Origin of the sequence: Actinomycetospora straminea, from assembly GCF_028737255.1 — a bacterium.
Classification (GTDB): Bacteria; Actinomycetota; Actinomycetes; order Mycobacteriales; family Pseudonocardiaceae; genus Actinomycetospora; species Actinomycetospora straminea.
In genome coordinates, this window is record NZ_JAQZAN010000007.1 from 104,743 (window position 1) to 119,707 (window position 14,965).

Sequence of the window (14,965 nt, forward strand, 5' to 3'; positions counted from 1 at the left end):
GTCGCGCCGGGCCCGGGGGCGGACAGGGGCCGCGGGTCCCGCCGCGGCCGAGTCGGAGGTCCCTGGACCGGTGCCCGCCCGGCGGGACGCTCGGGCGACGGCACCGTCGACGAGGAGGTCCGGGATGCAGGCGCGGGTCGGGAACTGGTTGATCGTGGAGGGGCTGACCGACGAGTCGCCGCGGCGGCAGGGGGAGATCGTGGCCGTCGACCACGCGGACGGCAGCCCGCCGTTCTGGGTGCGGTGGCTCGACGACGACCACCGCAGCCTCGTCTTCCCCGGGCCGGATGCGCGGGTCGAGGAGCACCCCCACCACCCGGCGGTGCGTGGCGTCACGTGACCGGCGGCGACGCCGGCCCGGACCGCGCTCGCGCGCCGGGCCGGGCGGTGTTGCCGAGAACGACCCGGCGCGTCACCCGCGCTCGTGGTCGACCAGGCCGAACCGTCGGCGACCGGTGCGCCGTCAGCCACCGCTCAGGACACGGCGACGCTCGGCGTACTCGTCGGCGTCGATCTCGCCCTGCGCGAACCGCCGGTCGAGGATCTCGCGGGCCTCGGCGCGCGGCCCCGGGCCGGCGGGCGTCGCCCCGCCCGGCGCGACGCGCAACCAGCGCACGACGCCGACGACGATCGCCACGACCAGCACCCACCACAGCACGGCGCTGACGCCCATCAGCGGGATCATCCACCCGCCGCCCCAGCCGTAGCCCCACATCACGGTGTCCTCCTCGCCCCATCCGGTGTCGAGCGACGGTTCCGCGCGGGCGTGGCGCGCGGCAGCGGCGGAGGACCCGGCGGGGAGCGACCATCGACACGTCCGCACGGGCCCGCCGGCCCTGTCCGCTGGCGCCGGGGCCCGAGGACCGTGCCGACGACCGAGCGGGGGAGGAGAGCGCATGCGCGCGTTCCGCGTGACGCGCCCGGGCCCGGCCGCCGGGGGGCCGCTCGAGCCGGTGGACGAGCCGGTGCCCGAGCCCGGGCCCGACGAGCTGCTCGTCGCCGTCCTGGCGTGCGGGGTGTGCCGCACGGACCTGCACGTGGCCGAGGGGGACCTGCCCGTGCACCGACCGGGGGTCGTCCCGGGGCACGAGATCGTCGGGCAGGTCGAGCGGGTCGGCCGGGACGTCACGGGCTTCGCCCCCGGCGACCGCGTCGGCATCGCGTGGCTGCGCCGCACCTGCGGAACCTGCCGGTACTGCCGGCGCGGCGACGAGAACCTCTGCCCCGCCTCGCTCTACACCGGGTGGGACGCCGACGGCGGCTACGCCGAGTACGCGACCGTGCCGGCCGACTACGCCCACCGCCTGCCCGGCGGCTACACCGACGTCGAGCTGGCCCCGCTGCTGTGCGCCGGCATCATCGGCTTCCACGCCCTGCGCCGTGCCGAGCTGCCCGAGGGCGGGCGGCTGGGGGTCTACGGGTTCGGCGGCAGCGCCCACCTCGCCAGCCAGGTCGCCCTGGCCCAGGGGGCGACGGTGCACGTCATGACCCGCAGCCCCGACGCCCGGGCGCTCGCGCTGCGGCTGGGCGCGGCCTCCGCGCAGGGCGCCGCCGACCCGCCCCCGGAGCCCCTCGACGCGGCGATCCTCTTCGCGCCGGCCGGCGAGCTGGTGCCGCCCGCCCTCGAGGCCCTCGACCGGGGCGGCACGCTCGCCCTCGCCGGCATCCACCTCACCGACGTCCCGGTGCTCGACTACCAGCGCCACCTGTTCCAGGAGCGCTCGCTGCGCAGCGTCACGTCGAACACCCGGGCCGACGCGCGGGAGTTCCTGCGCATCGCCGGCGAGCACCACCTCGAGGTCACGACCGTGCCCTACCCCCTCGACGCGGCCGCGGCGGCGCTCGCCGACCTCGCGGCCGACCGGGTCACCGGCGCGGCGGTCCTCGTGCCCTGATCAACGCGGGCCGTCGGGGCCGGGCCGCCGGGACCGTGGGCCCTGCCGCGGGCCACGCCCCCGCCGGCACCGTGTGGGGGAGACCGGGCGGGTGGAGGGGACGTGGTGGCCATGGCGGGTGGGGACGCGGGACGTGTGGTGGTGGGGCTCGACGACTCGGTCGGGGCCCGGGCCGCCCTCCGGTACGCGCTCGAGGAGGCCCGCCGGCGCGACGGGACGCTCGAGGTCGTCACCGCCTTCGTCTCGCCCGAGCGCCTGGCGGTGCTGGCGCGCATCCCGGTGGTCGCCGAGCGGGCCGAGGTCGCGGCCGCCACCGAGGCCGCGGCGCGGGCCGTCGTCGACGAGGTGCTCGCGGCCGAGCGCGCCGAGCACCCCGACCGGGCGCTCCCGTCCGTCGAGGTGCGGGCGGTGGCCGGCGACCCCGGCCCGGTGCTCGCGGACGCGGCCGACGGGGCCGCGCTGCTCGTGCTCGGCCACCGCGGACGGGGCCGGGCGGCCACCGCGCTGCTCGGCTCGGTCGGGTGGTGGTGCCTGCGCCACGCGGACTGCCCGCTGACCGTATTGCCGGAGGTCCCGCTCGTCCCGGCCGCGGCACCGACCCCGTGAGCGGGGCCCCGAGGCGTTCCTCACCGCGCTGCGGCCGGCCCTCGGCGACGTCGAGGTGCGCACGGTGGAGGGCACCCACAGCGGGCTGATCGACCCCTGACCACGGCGCGTCCCGCGGTCACGAGACCGCCACGATCCCGGCCGTGACCGCGGCGACCCGGGCGGCGAGCAGCCCGGCGAGGCGCGCGGCGAACCGCCGGCCGCCGGCCGCGAGCGCCAGGGCGAGCTTCGTCGCGGCGTCGCGGTGACGGCGACGGAGGTCCCGGGCCGGGCGGACCGTCGTCCCTTCCGGCCCCGCGGCACCGCCGCGAGCGTCGGGTGCCGACGACCCCGAGGAGGAGCCATGGCGCCGACCGGCACCCGTCCCGCGTGGGCGACCACCCCGATCCGCCGGCTGGCGACGCGCGAGCTCGCGACCGTCCCGCCCGACGCGACGCTGCAGGAGGTGGCCGAGGAGCTCGCGATGGACGAGATCGGCGTCGTGGTCGTGGCGCAGGGGCACGAGCCGGTCGGCGTCGTCTCCGAGCGCGACCTCGTCGCCGTGATCGCGGGCGGGGGCGACCTCGGCACCCAGGCCACGGACCTCATGACCGTCGACCTGGTGTCCACCCGCGAGGACGCCACGGTGCTCGACGTCGCCCGTCTCATGATCGACGCCGAGGTCCGCCACGTCCTGGTCCGCGGCGGCGAGGGGGACGACCCGACGGCCGGCCCGATCACCGGGATCGTGTCGATGCGCGACGTCCTCGGCTTCCTGCTCGAGGACTCCTGAGCGGGCCCGCCCGGGACCTTCGACCCCTCGCGACGGGACGGACCGCGGACCGTCCGGCTCTGCTCCCCCCGGTGCCGCCCGCGCGACGGTGTACCCGCGGCACGAGGCCGCACCGAGGGAGGGAAGACATGACCGACAACGGTCAGGCCGGCGTCATCGTCTGCGGGATCGACGGGTCGCACGGGTCGCGGCTCGCGCTGCAGGAGGCCATCCGGACCGCGGCGCGCCGGGGCGGACGAGTGCGCGCCGTCGCCGTCTACGAGCCGCCGGAGATGTGGGCGGCCTGGGGCTACGGCTCCGCGTCCGCGATCCCGATGCCCGACCCCGACACGTTGCACGACGACGAGCTGGCCGCCGCCCGCGCGATGGTCGACGACGTCCTGGAGCAGACGGAGTGGGACGCGGCGCTGCCCGAGGTGACGGTCGAGGTCGCGCCGGGCCGGCCGGCGGAGGTCCTGGTCGACCTCGCCCGCGGCGCCGACGAGCTCGTCGTCGGCCACCGCGGCCGGGGCGCGTTCGGCAGCATGATGCTGGGCTCGGTCGGGCTGGGCTGCGTGCTCCACGCGAGCTGCCCGGTCACCGTCGTCCCCGAGCCGGTCGCGGCCTGAGGGGCCCGGCGTGTCCACCTCGACCCTCGACGACGCGGTGCCGGTCGACCTCGACGGTCCGGTGGACCCGATCGCCCGCCCGGCCACGCTGATCAGCGAGTCGACGCCCTTGTCGCAGGCCTGGGCGCGGCTCCACCACGACCCCGACGGCTGCGGCGTCGTCGTGCGCGACGGACACCCGGTCGCCGTCGTCACCGCCGGCGGTCTCGCCGAGCGCTGGCCGGCCGGCGGGCCGCTCGTCCAGCACCGGGCCACCCTGCGCGACGTCCTCGAGCGCCCGTGCGGGGTCGAGACCCTGGACGCGGAGGTCTCGGTGCGGAACGCCGGCCGGCGCCTCCTGGCGACGGGTCTGCCCGCCCTGCCCGTCCGCCCGCGCCCCGAGACGACGTGGCAGGTGGTGACCACCAGCGGGCTGCTGGCCGCCCTGCTCGGCGAGGGGCGGCGACCGTGACGCCGACCCCGGGCATCGTGGTGGGTCTCGACGGCTCGCCCGCGGCGGCCGCCGCCCTCGCGGAAGCCCTCGCGGAGGGCCGGCGACGGGACGAGCCCGTCACCGCCGTGACCGCCTTCCCGGCGGCCGGTTCCTGGGCGGACGGCGAGGACGTCGCCGACCTCCCGGAGCCGGACCGGATGGCCGCGGCGGTCCACGAGCAGGCGCAGCGCTTCGCCGACGAAGCCCGGGTGCCGCTGTCCGCCGAGCTGCGGGATGTCCCGCTCGCGGTCCGCGCGCTGCCGGGCTCGCCCGCGCCGGTGCTCGCCGAGGCCGCCCGCGAGGCCCCGCTGCTCGTGGTCGGTCATCGCGGGCGCGGCCCGCTGGGCAGCGCCGTCCTCGGGTCCACCGGCCTGCGGGTGCTCGCGCTCGCCCCGTGCCCGGTGCTCGTGGTGCGGCCCCGCGCGCCGGGGCCCGACGGACCCGTCGTCGTCGGCGTGGACCGGTCACCGGGCTCCGCGGCCGCATTGCGCTTCGCGCTCGACGAGGGCGTGCGCCGGGAGACCCGAGTCCTCGCGGTCACCGGCGTCGCGCCGCCCCCGACGACCGTGGGCTTCCGCCCGCTGGCGGGTCCCACCCTGGCCGGGGTGCGCGACGCGCTGCGCCCCCGGGTCGAACGGTTCGTGCACGAGATCGTGAAGGAGCAGGTCCGGAGCCGTCCCGTCCCGCACGTCGACACGATCGTGCGGGCCGAGGACCCGACCACGGCGGTGATCGACGTCGCCGAGCAGCTGGGCGCGGCCGTCGTGGTGGTCGGGCGGACCGGCCACGGCGCCCTCGCGCGTTGGCTCCTCGGGTCGGTCGCGCACGGCGCCGTACTCCGCGCCCCGTGCCCGGTGGCGGTCGTGCCGCCGCACGACGTACCCGACACCGAGCCCGGCACCGACACCGAGCCCGACGCCCCGGGCTCGACCGGCCCGACGGCCGCGGCCATCCCCGACACCGACGGAGGACACGACGATGGATGACGACACGACGGCCCCGCTGATCGTCGTCGGCGTGGACGGGTCGCCCGACGCCGACGCGGCGCTGCACCACGCGGTGGCGGAGGCCCGCCGGCGGCGCGGCCGGGTCCTCGCGGTCGCCGCGTGCGACGTCCCGCCGCTCACCGCGATCGACGTGGAGTCGCTGCCGCTCGACCCCGAGGCGGTGCGGGAGAGCACCGAGCGTCGCGCCCGCGAGCACGCGCGCGACGTCCTCGCCGACGACCGGGACGTGCCCGTCGAGGTCGTCGCCCGGCTCGGCCGCCCGACGCCCGTCCTGGCCGCCGCCGCGCGCGGGGCCGACCTGCTCGTGGTCGGACACCGGGGGCGGGGGGCGTTCCGCTCCGCCCTGCTCGGGTCCGTCGGGCTGGGCTGCGTCCTGCACGCCCCGTGCCCGGTCACGGTCGTGCGGGCGGCCCTCACCGGCGGCGGCGCCGAGCGTGCCCGCAGCACCGCGGCGGCCGGCTCGTGACGGTGGCGGAGGACCACGCCGTCGTCGTCGGCGTCGACGGCTCCGACGGGTCCCGCGCCGCCCTGCACCACGCCCTGGGCGAGGCGGCGCGGCGCGGCGCCGGGGTGCGGGTCGTGGTCTCCTACCTGCCGGTGGACTACTGGGCCGACCTGTTCGCCCTCGACCACCGCCCGCCCACGCCCGACCCGGGCAGCGGGGCGACGACCCGGACCCGCGCGCTGGTGGACGAGGTCGTCGCCGAGCGGGCGGCAACCGGCGAGCCACCGCCGGCCGGTGGGATCGAGGTCGTGGGCGTGGCGGGTCCGCCCGCGGACGTCCTCGTCGACGTCGCGGCCGACGCGGACCTCCTGGTCGTCGGACACCGGGGTCGGGGGGCGCGCCACGGCCGGCTCACCGGTCCCGTCGCCCTCGGCTGCGTGCTGCGCGCCCGCTGCCCGGTGACGGTGGTCCCGGCGCCCGGCTGACCCGTTCCGGTCGCCCCGGCTCAGGAGCGCCGGACCTCGCGGCGCACGCAGCGCCCGGTCGTCCGGGCGCCGAGCGTTCACGGCGTCCTCCTCTCGTCCGGGGACGGTGTCCCGGTGGTGCGCCGGCGGCGGCGCCACCGGTCGACCTCGTCGACGCCCCAGACGATCGGGGCGCAGGCGAGCAGCAGGGCGACCGTCGGGGCGTCGAGCGGCGCGGTGCCGACGACGTCGCGCGCGACGGGCAGGTAGACGAAGGCGGCGGTGACGACGACCTCGAAGGCGATGCCCCACCACAGGAGCGGGTTGGTCCCGAGGCCCACCGAGCGCAGCGACGCGTGCTCGGTGCGCGCGGCGAACGCGGTCCCGATCTGGCAGGCGACGATGCCGACGAAGGTGGCGGTGGTGGCCTCGAGGTAGACCGGGTGCAGGGCGGTGCCGGGGCCGGTCGGCGCGCCCGGGGTCCACCCGCCGCGCAGCAGCACGAGCAGGAACGCCCCGGTGGTCAGCAGGGCCGAGGTGACGCCGAGCAGGCCCCAGGCCCGCCAGAGCATCCGCGGGCGGATGACGCCCTCGGAGCGCGGTCGCGGCGGTCGGTCCATGACGCCGGGCTCGGCGGGCTCGCGACCGAGGGCCAGCGCGGGGAGGGTCTCCGTGCCGAGGTCGATCGCGAGGATCTGCAGCACCGTCAGCCCGAGGGGGATCGCGCCCCCGGAGAGGGCGAACAGCAGGAACGGCACGACCTCGGGCACGGCGTGGGCGAAGATGTAGACCACGAACTTGCGCACGTCGTCGTACACGCGCCGCCCGGCCGCCACGGCCCGCTCGATGCTCGCGAAGTCGTCGTCGGTCAGCACCATCGTCGCGGCCTCGCGGGCGACGTCGGTGCCGGACGCGCCCATGGCCACGCCGATGTCGGCACGGCGCAGCGCCGGCGCGTCGTTGACGCCGTCGCCGGTGACGGCCACGACCTCGCCGAGGTGCTCGAGGGCCTCGACGACCCGCAGCTTCTGCTCGGGGGCGACCCGGGCGAAGACGATCTCGTCGCCGGTGGCGAGCAGCGCGTCGAGCTCGCTCTCGCGCAGGCGGGCCAGCTCGTCGCCGCCCACCACCCGCAGCCCGTGCACGCCGATGCCGACCGACCGCGCGACGGCCTCGGCGGTGACCGGGTGGTCGCCGGTCACCACGTGCACCCGGATGCCGGCGGCGTGGCAGCGGGCGACGGCGGGCGGGACCGAGGCCCGCGGCCGGTCCAGGAGGCCGACGAGCCCCTCGAGCACGAGCCCGGTCTCCACCTCCTCGCGCGGCGCCACGAGGTCGGCCGCGGTCGCGGGCCGGCCGGCGAGCGCCAGCACCCGCAGCCCCTCCGCCGCGAGGCCGTCGGTGGCGCGGAGGACCTCCTCGCGGGCGGCCTCGTCCAGCGCCGCGACGTCGCGGCCGCGACGGATCGCCGTGCAGCGGGCCAGCACGGCCTCCACCGCGCCCTTGGTGTGCACGGCGAGCCCGTCGGGGGTGTCGTCCACCGTGGTCATGCGCTGGTGCACGGGGTCGAACGCGTGGTCGGCCCGGCGGTCGCGGGCGCGCCCGGCGGCGCGGGTGTCGAGGCCGGCGGCCGCGGCGACGGCGAGCAGCGCGAGCTCGGTGGGATCGCCGGACCCGGTCCCGCGCGCGGGATCGGGCAGGTCGGCGTCGCTGCACCGCTGGGCGACGCGGGCCAGCACCGGGGCCGCGGCGGCGTCGCGCTCGGGGTCACCGCGCCCGCCCCCCGCGCTCCAGAAGGCGTGGGGCCGCATGCGGTTCTCGGTCAGCGTGCCGGTCTTGTCCGTGCAGATGACCGTGGTGGAGCCCAGGGTCTCGACCGCCGAGAGCCGGCGCACGACCGCGCCGTGGCGCGCGAGCGAGCGCACGCCCGCCGCGAGCGCCAGGGTGATGGTGGGCAGGAGCCCTTCGGGGACGTTCGCGACCAGCAGCCCGATCGCGAACACCAGCGCGGCGGTGAACGACAGCCCGGCGAGCAGCCCGATCGGCAGGAAGGCGGCGCCGGTCCCGACGGCGACCGCGGCGATCAGCCACGCGACCCGCCGGACCTGCTGCTCGAGCGGGCTCTCGCGGTGCTCGACGTGCCCGGTCAGCGCGGCGATGCGGCCGATCTCGGTGTGCGCGCCGGTGCCGGTGACGACCGCCCGTGCCGTGCCGACCGTGCAGGTGGTGCCGCGGAAGACGAGGTCCGGGGCCTCCAGCAGAGGCCCGGGCGGGTGGGCACCGGCCCGCCGGGCCACCGGCACCGACTCCCCGGTCAGCGCGCTCATGTCGACCTCGACGGCGCCCGCCACGAGGCGCCCGTCGGCCGGGACCGCGGCACCCTCGGTGAGCAGGACGACGTCGCCGACGACGACCTCCGCGGCCGGGATCTCCCGGGCCACCCCGCCGCGGAGCACCCGGGTGCGCGCCGGCAGGTACGCCTCGAGCGCGGCGACGGCGTGCTCGGCGTGCTGCTCCTGCCAGAACGCGAGGACGGCGTTGAGCACCACCACGACCACGATCGCGACGGCGAGCACCGGGGTCCCGGCCAGGAACGCGAGCCCGGCCGCCGCCCAGAGGAGCAGCGCCAGGGGGTGGACGACCTGGCGGCCGAGAGCCCGCGGCCACGACGCCGCGCGCCGGGTGGGCAGGGTGTTGGGTCCCTGCACCCGGAGGCGACGGGCGGCGTCGCGCTCGTCGAGCCCCTCGGGCCCGGAGCGCAGCTCGTGCCAGAGCCGCTCGAGGGGGGCGTCGAGGTCGGCCGTCCCGACGTGGTGCCCGTCCGCGACGGCTGGCGGCGGTCCCCCCGCGGTCCTCGGCACGCCCCGAGCCTCCGGTGGCCCGGACCCTCCACCCAGGGCCGAGGGTCGTGGGTGGCGGGACCGACGGACCCGCGACGACGGCGTGCGGCTCGCGCCGGTGGGGGAGCGGTCGAGGGTGTCCGGCTCGGGACCTTCGGCCCTGCACGGCGGGTCCCCGGCCGGTCACCCTGGGCCAGCGCCGAGGTCGACGACGTACCCGAGGAGGTTCCGTGGACGAGGACGCGTCGTCATCGGAGGCCACAGGACCCGCCGCGGGCCTGCCGGGTGCCGCGCCCGACCCGGCGGCCGGGCCCCCCGCGCCCCCGGCCCCGGCGGTCCGCGCGCGCTACCGCCCGTTGCGCCCCATCGAGGAGCTCATCGACGACGTCCTCGGTCGCACGGGCTGACCCGTCGAGCGGGATCCACCTCTCAGCCCTGGGACGCGTGCCTCGGCACCACCAGGACCGGTCGGTGGACGTGGTGGAGCACCGCCATCGCCGTGCTGCCCAGCACCATCTCGCGCAGTGCCGAGCGTCCGCGCGAGCCGATCACGACCACACCCGCGTCGCGCTCCGCGGCGGCCGCGTCCAGCGCGTTCGCCACCGCGCGTGCTCCCCGTCCGTGCGCGTGCAGGTCGACGGCGACCGAGGGGATGTCCCCGTCCCGTTCCGTCGTGCCGCCGTGGTGGACGTGGGCCAGGACCTGGTCGCGGTGGGGGAGCAGGGCGGCGGCCGCGTCGCGCGCGTGCTCGGCGCCCGGGGAGCCGTCGTGGCCGACCAGCACCGGGCCCGTCGCCGCGGCGGCACGCTCGTGGCTGAGCAGCGGGGGAACGACGAGCACCGGAACCGGACTGTGGTGCGCGGCGAGGTCGGAGACGCTGCCCATCACCGCCGCCGTCCCGCCCAGACCGCGCGCCCCGACGACGACGGCGCGGGGGTGGAGGTCCCCGGCGATCCCGGCGAGCACGGCACCCGGGTCGGCGTAGGCACGGTGGGTCACCGGCTCGGCCGACCACCCCGCCGCCCGCGCGAGGGCCGCTCCCTCGGCGGCCGTCTGCTCCGCGTCGGCCGCGGACTCCTGCTCCATCAGGGCGCCCAGACGGTCGAGGGTGCGGGCGAGCCGGGTCACCCGGTGCCTGAGGACCGGGTCCGGGGACGCGGGCGTCCACACGGTCACCACGCGCGCGGCCGCCCGCGGCAGCAGCAGCGCAGCCGTCGCGATCGCGCGGGCCGCGCCCCGCGAGCCGTCGAAGCCCACGAGCACGAGGTCGGCGGCGCGGTCGGTCGTCCCGCCGCTGGTGTCCGTCGCCGGGACACCCGGCATCTCGGTGGTCACGCCGTCGAGCCTGCCGCAACCCCGCCCTCACGGGTACCGGCTCCGGGACGGCACGCACGGGTCGTCCGCCCCGTCCGCCCCGTCCGCAGGTGCGCGGTGATGTCCGCTGAGCGAAGGGACTGGCCGGCCGGTCGGGCGGCGACGTGAGATTCCCCCGGCGGGGACTTGAACCGGTGCCGTCGCGCGAGCCCAATGGTGGAGATCCCATGACGGGCTCGGAGGTGACTGGTCGTGGGCAAGCTGCGGGAGCACCGCATCGACCGCGTGCTCGGGCTGCACCAGGGAGAACCACGGCGCTGCGAGCTCTGCGGGGCGTTCGTGGCCCCGGCCACCGTCCGGCTCACCGACGGCCACGAGGTGCGGGTCCTCTGGGAGCCGGCCGGGGGCCACCACGACGCGGACCGGTGCCGACTCATCCGCGGGGTGGCCGCTCCCCGAGGCCGGGACAGCGGCGTGTGAGGGGGACGGACATGACCGAGGACGCGGTGCACGGGGTGGTCGTCTGTGGCGTCGACGGCTCGACGGGGTCGCGGTACGCCTTGCGCGAGGCGATCCGCTCGGCGGTGCGCCGTGGCGACCGCCTGCACGTGGTTGCGGTCTACGAGCCGCCGGAGATGTGGGCGGCCCTGAGCTGGGGCGCCGCCGGGGACCTCCCGATGCCGGACGGGGAGACGCTGCACCGGCACGGGCACCAGGTCGCCCAGGGCGTGGTCGACGAGGTGACCCCGGCGATGGGTGCCGAGCTCACGCTGCCCGAGATCACGGTCGAGGCCCGGCCGGGGCGGGCGGCGGAGGAACTGGTGGACGTCGCCCGTGACGCCGACGAGCTCGTCGTCGGTCACCGCGGGCGCGGAGCGTTCGGCAGCGTCGTGCTCGGGTCGGTGGGTCTCGCCTGCGTGCTGCACGCGACGTGCCCGGTCACGGTCGTCCCGATCCCGGCCACCGGCGGTGCGGAGGAGTCACCCTGACTCACCGCCGGTCCTCGGCCGACCGCTGCAGGTCACGGGCCGCGACGCGCAGGGCCGCGTCGATGCACGCCGAGGCCTGCTCGTCCTGCTCGACGGCACCGACCACCCAGGTCAGGGTGCGCCGGACGTCGCGGTCGGGCTCGCGGCGCAGTGAGGTCCGCGCCTGGTCGAGGGCGGCGAGCAGGGTCGCGCGCGGCACCCCGCGGCGGCTCAGGGCCACGACCTGGGCGGCGAGGTCGTAGGCCTCGGTACGGCGACGCTCGGGCATGTCCATCGCGGCTCCTCTCGGGGAGTCCAGCGCACTCCCGCCGGCGCTCCGGGTCGAGGTGCTCCCGGTCGCTCCGTCGCCGCCGCAGGTCCCCTGCGGAGCGGGTCCTGGGTCCCTGTCCGCCCTCGTCACCGCTGCTCGTCCGATACAGCAGCCCGAGCAGGGCGAGCCGACCGTCCTCGGCCCCGCCAGGTCGGTGGCGCGAACGGTCATCGCCGCCCCGGCGGCGGGGCGTCCACACCCCACCCACGTCGCGGCGCGCGGGTGGCGGGGCCTCCCGCACGCGACCGGTAGACGACGTAGGGACGGAACAGGTAACCCAGCGGAGCGGTGAACGCGTGCACGAGACGTGTGAAGGGCCAGAGAGCGAACAGCGCGAACGCGATGAGGACGTGGACGTGGTACGCGAGACCGGCCTCGCTCATCGCCGCGACGTCGGGTTGCAGCACGAACAGCGAGCGGAACCAGGGCGAGACGGTGAGCCGGTAGTCGTGCTCCTCGCCGCCCGTCGCTCCGAGCAGGGTGGTGGCCAGGCCGGCGACGATCGCGGCGACCAGCACCAGGTACATCATCTTGTCGTTGCGGGTGGTGGCCGCGAAGACCGGTCCTGTGGTGCGCCGGCGGTAGATCAGGATCGCGATGCCGGCGAGGGTGCACACGCCGGCGAGGGCGCCCAGCACCAGGGCCTGGAGGTGGTAGGCCTCCTGGGAGAGGCCGACGGCGTCGGTCCAGCTCTGGGGGACGAGCAGCCCGATGACGTGCCCGATGACGACGACGAGCAGGCCGAAGTGGAACAGTGGGCTGCCGATGCGCAGGAGCCGGGACTCGTACAGCTCGGAGGAGCGCGTGGTCCAGCCGAAGCGGTCGTAGCGGTAGCGCCAGAGCGTCCCGGTGACCACGACGGCGACGACGACGTAGGGCAGGACACCCCAGAGCAGGATGTCCAGGACGGTCATCGCCGATCTCCGACTCCGAAGGGGGCGAGGTCGAGGCCGACCTGTTCGTGGGGCGGGCCGGAGCGGGCCAGGGCCTTGGCGGCGGCGACGTCGGTGGGGGAGGGGCCGGGGAGCAGGGCGCAGACGGCCTGGAGCACCGCGGCCCACGGGGCGTCGGCGTCGTGCAGCGCGAGCCGGAGCAGCTCGAGACCGGCGCGGTGCTCCTGGAGCAGCGCCAGGCCGTCGGCGAGGTGGCCGAGGGCGGCGTACTCGAGCACCGCGGGCAGGTGGTCGGGCAGCTCGGTGCCGGAGAACTCGACGCCGGCGGCGCGGTAACGCTCCTTGAGCGCGGCGAGCGACGCCCCCCGGCGGCGGGTCTCGCCGTCGGTCCACCACGTGAGGTCGAGGCAGCAGCGTCGTCGTCGGTCGAAGACGGCGACGTAGAGCTCGGCGAGCTCGTCGGGGGTGCGTGGGGCGAGCGCGTCGAGGAAGACCAGCAGGTGAGCTCGGGCCGGGCTCTCGGGTACGGCGCGCACGGAGGTGCGGATCAGGGGCAGGAGGTCCAGCACGTCGCGGTCGGGGTAGCGCAGGCAGACCGAGGCGGCCTGGAGCAGGGTGGCGTGGGCCTGCTCGTCGAGCGCGAGGGTGGGGGCCGTGGGGCGGCCGCGGGTGAGTGCGCTCATCGGTTGCTCTCCTTGCGGGGCGGGAACAGGCCGTCGGGTCGACCGCGGCCGTCCCAGTTGAGGAGGTCGATGCGCGCGCCTGGCCGCTCCGGGTCGGCGATCCCCTCGGTGGTCTGGCGGTCGCGCAGGGCGTGGAAGGTCTCGACCGAGACCGGCGCCGGGCGACCGGACGCCTCGCCGAAGGGGCCGCTGCCGGCGACCATCCCGGGTCCGCCGTCGACGTCGAGGCTGCAGCCGAGCTCCTCGAGCTCGTGGGCCCTGCCTTCGTGGGCGGTGGGGATGACGTAGCGCTCGTCGTACTTGGCGATGGCCAGGAGCCGGTACATCTCCATGATCTGCTCGACGTCCATGCCGACGGCCGCGGGAACGGCGTCGTCGAGCTCGCGGCCGAGGGTGACGTCGCGCATGAAGGACCGCATGGCGGCGAGCTTGCGCAGCACGGCGTCCACCGGTGCGGGGTCGCCGGCGGTGAACAGCTCGGCGAGGTACTCGATCGGGATGCGCAACGCGTCGATGGCGCCGAACAGGTTGCCGGAGTCCTCGCCGTCGTGACCGGTCTCGGACAGCCGGTCGACGACCGGGGAGAGCGGCGGGACGTACCAGACCATCGGCATGGTGCGGAACTCCGGGTGCAGCGGCAGCGCGACGCGGTACTCCTTGGCGAGCTTGTACACCGGCGAGCGCCGGGCGGCGTCGAGCCAGTCCTCGGGGATGCCCTCCCGGCGCGCCGCAGCGAGCACCTCGGGGTCGTGCGGGTCGAGCAGCAGGTCGAGCTGCGCGGCGTAGAGGTCCTTCTCGTCCGCGACGGAGGCCGCGGCCGCGACACGGTCGGCGTCGTAGAGGAACAGTCCGATGTAGCGCAGGCGCCCGACACAGGTCTCCGAGCACACCGTCGGCAGCCCGACCTCGACCCGCGGGTAGCAGAACGTGCACTTCTCGGCCTTGCCGGTGCGGTGGTTGAAGTAGACCTTCTTGTACGGGCAGCCGGTGACGCACATCCGCCACCCGCGGCACTGGTCCTGGTCGACCAGCACGATCCCGTCCTCGGCGCGCTTGTACATCGCCCCCGACGGGCAGGACGCCACGCACGACGGGTTGAGGCAGTGCTCGCAGATGCGCGGCAGGTAGAACATGAAGGCCTGTTCGAAGGAGAACTTGACCTTCTCCTCGGACTCCCGGCGCAGCCGCTCGACGATCGGGTCGCGCGGGCCGTGCTCGGGGGCGCCGCCGAGGTCGTCGTCCCAGTTGGCGCTCCACTCGACGTCCATCGGCTGCCCCGACAGCAGGGACTTGGGCCGGGCGGCCGGGAAGTCGTCGCCGAGCGGGGCGTCGGTGAGGACCTCGTAGTCGTAGGTCCACGGCTCGTAGTAGTCGCGGATGTTCGGCAGCACCGGGTTGGCGAAGATCGTCAGGAGCTTGCGGAACCGGCCGCCGGCCTTGAGCGACAGCCGGCCGCGCCGGTTGCGCACCCAGCCGCCCTTCCAGCGCTCCTGGTCCTGGTACCGACGCGGGTAGCCCTGACCCGGGCGGGTCTCCACGTTGTTGAACCAGACGTACTCGACGCCTCCACGGTTGGTCCACGCCTGCTTGCAGGTGACCGAGCACGTGTGGCAGCCGATGCACTTGTCCAGGTTCATCACCATGCCCATCTGGGCCATGACCTTCAT

19 protein-coding genes are annotated in these 14,965 nt (G+C 76.8%); 12 read left to right on the forward strand and 7 right to left on the reverse strand.

The window, feature by feature from the left end:
* Positions 1-124: 124 nt before the first annotated feature.
* Entirely contained in the window at positions 125-340 is a 216-nt protein-coding gene (locus tag PH190_RS12060; RefSeq protein WP_274231754.1) for a DUF1918 domain-containing protein, read from the forward strand.
* A gap of 123 nt (positions 341-463) precedes the next feature.
* On the opposite strand, the gene PH190_RS12065 is transcribed toward PH190_RS12060, so the two are convergent.
* On the reverse strand, positions 464-718 hold the full coding sequence (locus tag PH190_RS12065; protein ID WP_274231755.1) for an SHOCT domain-containing protein: 255 nt from the start codon (positions 716-718) through the stop codon (positions 464-466).
* A gap of 178 nt (positions 719-896) precedes the next feature.
* Here PH190_RS12065 and PH190_RS12070 point away from each other — a divergent pair, with 178 nt between their 5' ends.
* The 8 genes from PH190_RS12070 to PH190_RS12105 all read left to right on the forward strand — a co-directional run bounded on the left by PH190_RS12070 (position 897) and on the right by PH190_RS12105 (position 6,290).
* The gene (locus PH190_RS12070) at positions 897-1,895 is read left to right on the forward strand and encodes a zinc-binding alcohol dehydrogenase family protein (RefSeq protein ID WP_274231756.1); all 999 of its coding nucleotides are present in this window, start codon (positions 897-899) and stop codon (positions 1,893-1,895) included.
* A gap of 111 nt (positions 1,896-2,006) precedes the next feature.
* The gene (locus PH190_RS12075) at positions 2,007-2,501 is read left to right on the forward strand and encodes a universal stress protein (RefSeq protein ID WP_274231757.1); all 495 of its coding nucleotides are present in this window, start codon (positions 2,007-2,009) and stop codon (positions 2,499-2,501) included.
* Positions 2,502-2,844: 343 nt separating this feature from the next.
* Positions 2,845-3,273 carry a CBS domain-containing protein gene (locus PH190_RS12080; RefSeq protein WP_274231758.1) on the forward strand — a complete coding sequence of 143 codons (429 nt, stop codon included), beginning with the start codon at positions 2,845-2,847 and terminating at the stop codon, positions 3,271-3,273.
* Positions 3,274-3,401: 128 nt separating this feature from the next.
* Positions 3,402-3,881 (forward strand): universal stress protein, encoded by a 480-nt coding sequence (locus PH190_RS12085; RefSeq protein ID WP_274231759.1) that lies wholly within the window; start codon positions 3,402-3,404, stop codon positions 3,879-3,881.
* 10 nt (positions 3,882-3,891) lie between these two features.
* On the forward strand, positions 3,892-4,332 hold the full coding sequence (locus PH190_RS12090) for a hypothetical protein (protein WP_274231760.1): 441 nt from the start codon (positions 3,892-3,894) through the stop codon (positions 4,330-4,332).
* Entirely contained in the window at positions 4,329-5,339 is a 1,011-nt protein-coding gene (locus tag PH190_RS12095; protein WP_274231761.1) for a universal stress protein, read from the forward strand. The genes PH190_RS12090 and PH190_RS12095 overlap by 4 nt, the downstream gene beginning before the upstream one ends.
* Complete coding sequence (locus tag PH190_RS12100) at positions 5,332-5,826, forward strand: universal stress protein (RefSeq protein WP_274231762.1); 495 nt, start codon at positions 5,332-5,334, stop codon at positions 5,824-5,826. Before PH190_RS12095 ends, PH190_RS12100 begins: the two co-directional genes overlap by 8 nt.
* A 2-nt stretch (positions 5,827-5,828) precedes the next feature.
* Positions 5,829-6,290 carry a universal stress protein gene (locus PH190_RS12105; protein WP_274231763.1) on the forward strand — a complete coding sequence of 154 codons (462 nt, stop codon included), beginning with the start codon at positions 5,829-5,831 and terminating at the stop codon, positions 6,288-6,290.
* 77 nt (positions 6,291-6,367) lie between these two features.
* Here PH190_RS12105 and PH190_RS12110 read toward each other — a convergent pair whose 3' ends face one another.
* On the reverse strand, positions 6,368-9,130 hold the full coding sequence (locus PH190_RS12110; RefSeq protein ID WP_274231764.1) for a cation-translocating P-type ATPase: 2,763 nt from the start codon (positions 9,128-9,130) through the stop codon (positions 6,368-6,370).
* Between the two features lie 209 nt (positions 9,131-9,339).
* On the opposite strand from PH190_RS12110, the gene PH190_RS12115 reads away from it, so the two are divergent.
* Entirely contained in the window at positions 9,340-9,516 is a 177-nt protein-coding gene (locus tag PH190_RS12115; protein WP_274231765.1) for a hypothetical protein, read from the forward strand.
* 22 nt (positions 9,517-9,538) lie between these two features.
* Here the strand turns inward: PH190_RS12115 and PH190_RS12120 are convergent, their stop codons facing one another.
* Positions 9,539-10,444, reverse strand: coding sequence for a universal stress protein (locus PH190_RS12120; RefSeq protein WP_274231766.1), 906 nt, complete (start codon positions 10,442-10,444; stop codon positions 9,539-9,541).
* Positions 10,445-10,675: 231 nt separating this feature from the next.
* Here PH190_RS12120 and PH190_RS12125 point away from each other — a divergent pair, with 231 nt between their 5' ends.
* Together PH190_RS12125 and PH190_RS12130 are read left to right on the forward strand one after the other, a co-directional pair.
* Positions 10,676-10,903 carry a hypothetical protein gene (locus PH190_RS12125; RefSeq protein WP_274231767.1) on the forward strand — a complete coding sequence of 76 codons (228 nt, stop codon included), beginning with the start codon at positions 10,676-10,678 and terminating at the stop codon, positions 10,901-10,903.
* Positions 10,904-10,914: 11 nt separating this feature from the next.
* Entirely contained in the window at positions 10,915-11,412 is a 498-nt protein-coding gene (locus tag PH190_RS12130; RefSeq protein ID WP_274231768.1) for a universal stress protein, read from the forward strand.
* Position 11,413: 1 nt separating this feature from the next.
* Here the strand turns inward: PH190_RS12130 and PH190_RS12135 are convergent, their stop codons facing one another.
* The 4 genes from PH190_RS12135 to narH all read right to left on the reverse strand — a co-directional run bounded on the left by PH190_RS12135 (position 11,414) and on the right by narH (position 14,965).
* Positions 11,414-11,686: a hypothetical protein gene (locus tag PH190_RS12135; RefSeq protein ID WP_274231769.1), complete on the reverse strand. Its 273-nt coding sequence runs from the start codon at positions 11,684-11,686 to the stop codon at positions 11,414-11,416.
* A gap of 203 nt (positions 11,687-11,889) precedes the next feature.
* On the reverse strand, positions 11,890-12,636 hold the full coding sequence (gene narI, locus PH190_RS12140; RefSeq protein ID WP_274231770.1) for a respiratory nitrate reductase subunit gamma: 747 nt from the start codon (positions 12,634-12,636) through the stop codon (positions 11,890-11,892).
* Positions 12,633-13,298, reverse strand: a complete 666-nt coding sequence (gene narJ / locus PH190_RS12145; protein WP_274231771.1) for a nitrate reductase molybdenum cofactor assembly chaperone — start codon at positions 13,296-13,298, stop codon at positions 12,633-12,635. The genes narI and narJ overlap by 4 nt, the downstream gene beginning before the upstream one ends.
* Complete coding sequence (narH, locus tag PH190_RS12150) at positions 13,295-14,965, reverse strand: nitrate reductase subunit beta (protein ID WP_274231772.1); 1,671 nt, start codon at positions 14,963-14,965, stop codon at positions 13,295-13,297. Before narH ends, narJ begins: the two co-directional genes overlap by 4 nt.

Coding starts and splice junctions, on each gene's coding strand:
- PH190_RS12070 (WP_274231756.1), top strand. CDS start 897: ATGCGCGCGTTCCGCGTGACGCGCCCGGGCCCGGCCGCCGGGGGGCCG.
- PH190_RS12075 (WP_274231757.1), top strand. CDS start 2,007: ATGGCGGGTGGGGACGCGGGACGTGTGGTGGTGGGGCTCGACGACTCG.
- PH190_RS12080 (WP_274231758.1), top strand. CDS start 2,845: ATGGCGCCGACCGGCACCCGTCCCGCGTGGGCGACCACCCCGATCCGC.
- narI (WP_274231770.1), bottom strand. CDS start 12,636: ATGACCGTCCTGGACATCCTGCTCTGGGGTGTCCTGCCCTACGTCGTC.
- PH190_RS12135 (WP_274231769.1), bottom strand. CDS start 11,686: ATGGACATGCCCGAGCGTCGCCGTACCGAGGCCTACGACCTCGCCGCC.
- narJ (WP_274231771.1), bottom strand. CDS start 13,298: ATGAGCGCACTCACCCGCGGCCGCCCCACGGCCCCCACCCTCGCGCTC.
- PH190_RS12100 (WP_274231762.1), top strand. CDS start 5,332: ATGGATGACGACACGACGGCCCCGCTGATCGTCGTCGGCGTGGACGGG.
- narH (WP_274231772.1), bottom strand. CDS start 14,965: ATGAAGGTCATGGCCCAGATGGGCATGGTGATGAACCTGGACAAGTGC.
- PH190_RS12060 (WP_274231754.1), top strand. CDS start 125: ATGCAGGCGCGGGTCGGGAACTGGTTGATCGTGGAGGGGCTGACCGAC.
- PH190_RS12130 (WP_274231768.1), top strand. CDS start 10,915: ATGACCGAGGACGCGGTGCACGGGGTGGTCGTCTGTGGCGTCGACGGC.
- PH190_RS12085 (WP_274231759.1), top strand. CDS start 3,402: ATGACCGACAACGGTCAGGCCGGCGTCATCGTCTGCGGGATCGACGGG.